A 2,103-nucleotide genomic window follows, 5' to 3' on the forward strand; every position below is an offset into this window, starting at 1 on the left:
TTTTGCTTTGGTTGCTTCTGCATCAACCTCAGACTTAGCTGCGTCTTTCTCTTCCTTCGTCAAGTCATCACGACCGTCGATCTCTGCTTTCTTCGCTGCTGCTGCGTCATCGATGGCTTGCTTAGCTACTGGCTTAGCTACTGCATCTGGATTTTCTGCTTTAATCGCATCAACTCCTGAATCCTTCGCCGTCGTTACATCCGCATCTGTCTTCGCTGTATCTACTGCGTCTTTTGCTTTGGTTGCTTCTGCATCAACCTCAGACTTAGCTGCGTCTTTCTCTTCCTTCGTCAAGTCATCACGACCGTCGATCTCTGCTTTCTTCACTGCTGCAGCATCATCGATCGCTTTCTTAGCGGCATCCTTGGCTACCGGAGATGGGTTTACTGAGTTGATATCCGATACTCCTGTATCTTTAGCGGAAGTCACACCATCGTTGGTTGTTGCAGCATCAATTGCTTTCTTAGCTTCATTCGCTTTAGAGTCGACTTCTGATTTAGCTGTTAATTTTTCTTCATCTGTTAAATCAGTGCGCCCATCTATCTCGTCTTTCTTAGCTTGTGCAGCTTCGTCAATAGCTGCTTTAGCCGCTTCCTTGGCTACTGGAGATGGATTTACTGAGTTAATATCTGTTACGCCTGCGTCTTTGGCAGATGATACACCAGCGTTGGTTGTTGCGTTATCGATGGCTTTCTTAGCGGGAGTGGCTTTAGCATCTACCACAGACTTAGCAGCGGTTTTTTCTTCATCTGTTAAATCAGTGCGCGCATCTATCTCGTCTTTCTTAGCTTGAGCAGCTTCATCGATCGTTTTCTTAGCGGCATCCTTCGCTACTGGAGATGGGTTTACTGAGTTGATATCCGATACTCCTGCATCTTTAGCGGAAGTCACGCCATCGTTGGTTGTTGCAGCGTCAATTGCTTTCTTCGCGTCAGTGGCTTTAGAATCAACATCGGATTTAGCTGTTGCTTTTTCTTCATCTGTGAGATCAGGACGAGCGTCAATCTCAGACTTCTTAGCTTGGGCAGCTTCGTCAATAGCTGCTTTAGCCGCTCCCTTGGCTACTGGAGATGGATTTTCTGCTTTAATCGCATCAACTCCTGAATCCTTCGCCGCTGTTACATCCGCATCTGTTTTAGCCGCATCTACTGCGTCTTTTGCTTTGGTTGCTTCTGCATCAACCTCAGACTTAGCTGCGTCTTTCTCTTCCTTCGTCAAGTCATCACGACCGTCGATCTCTGCTTTCTTCGTTACTGCTGCGTCATCAATGGCTTGCTTAGCTGCTGGCTTAGCTACTGGAGATGGATTTTCTGCTTTAATCGCATCAACTCCTGAATCCTTCGCCGCTGTTACATCCGCATCTGTTTTAGCCGCATCTACTGCGTCTTTTGCTTTGGTTGCTTCTGCATCAACCTCAGACTTAGCTGCGTCTTTCTCTTCCTTCGTCAAGTCATCACGACCGTCGATCTCTGCTTTCTTCGTTACTGCTGCGTCATCAATGGCTTGCTTAGCTGCTGGCTTAGCTACTGGAGATGGATTTTCTGCTTTAATCGCATCAACTCCTGAATCCTTCGCCGCTGTTACATCCGCATCTGTTTTAGCCGCATCTACTGCGTCTTTTGCTTTGATAGCTTCTGCATCAACTTTCGCCTTAGCTGCGTCTTTCTCTTCCTTCGTCAAGTCATCACGACCGTCGATCTCTGCTTTCTTCGCTGCTGCTGCGTCATCGATGGCTTGCTTAGCTACTGGCTTAGCTACTGCATCTGGATTTTCTGCTTTAATCGCATCAACTCCTGAATCCTTCGCCGTCGTTACATCCGCATCTGTCTTCGCTGTATCTACTGCGTCTTTTGCTTTGGTTGCTTCTGCATCAACCTCAGACTTAGCTGCGTCTTTCTCTTCCTTCGTCAAGTCATCACGACCGTCGATCTCTGCTTTCTTCGCTGCTGCTGCGTCATCGATGGCTTGCTTAGCTGCTGGCTTAGCTACTGCATCTGGATTTTCTGCTTTAATCGCATCAACTCCTGAATCCTTCGCCGTCGTTACATCCGCATCTGTCTTCGCTGTATCTACTGCGTCTTTTGCTTTGGTTGCTTCTGCATC

The 2,103-nt window shown here is 47.5% G+C and carries 1 protein-coding gene; it reads right to left on the minus strand.

Annotated elements, in window-relative coordinates; all coding sequences use genetic code 11:
* Positions 1–2,103, minus strand: a 2,103-nt coding sequence (locus I1A59_RS09325) for a DUF1542 domain-containing protein (protein WP_196092480.1), incomplete at both ends; no start/stop codon positions are given.

The sequence above is a fragment of the Streptococcus sp. NLN76 genome, assembly GCF_015686645.1.
In the GTDB taxonomy this organism is placed as follows: domain Bacteria; phylum Bacillota; class Bacilli; order Lactobacillales; family Streptococcaceae; genus Streptococcus.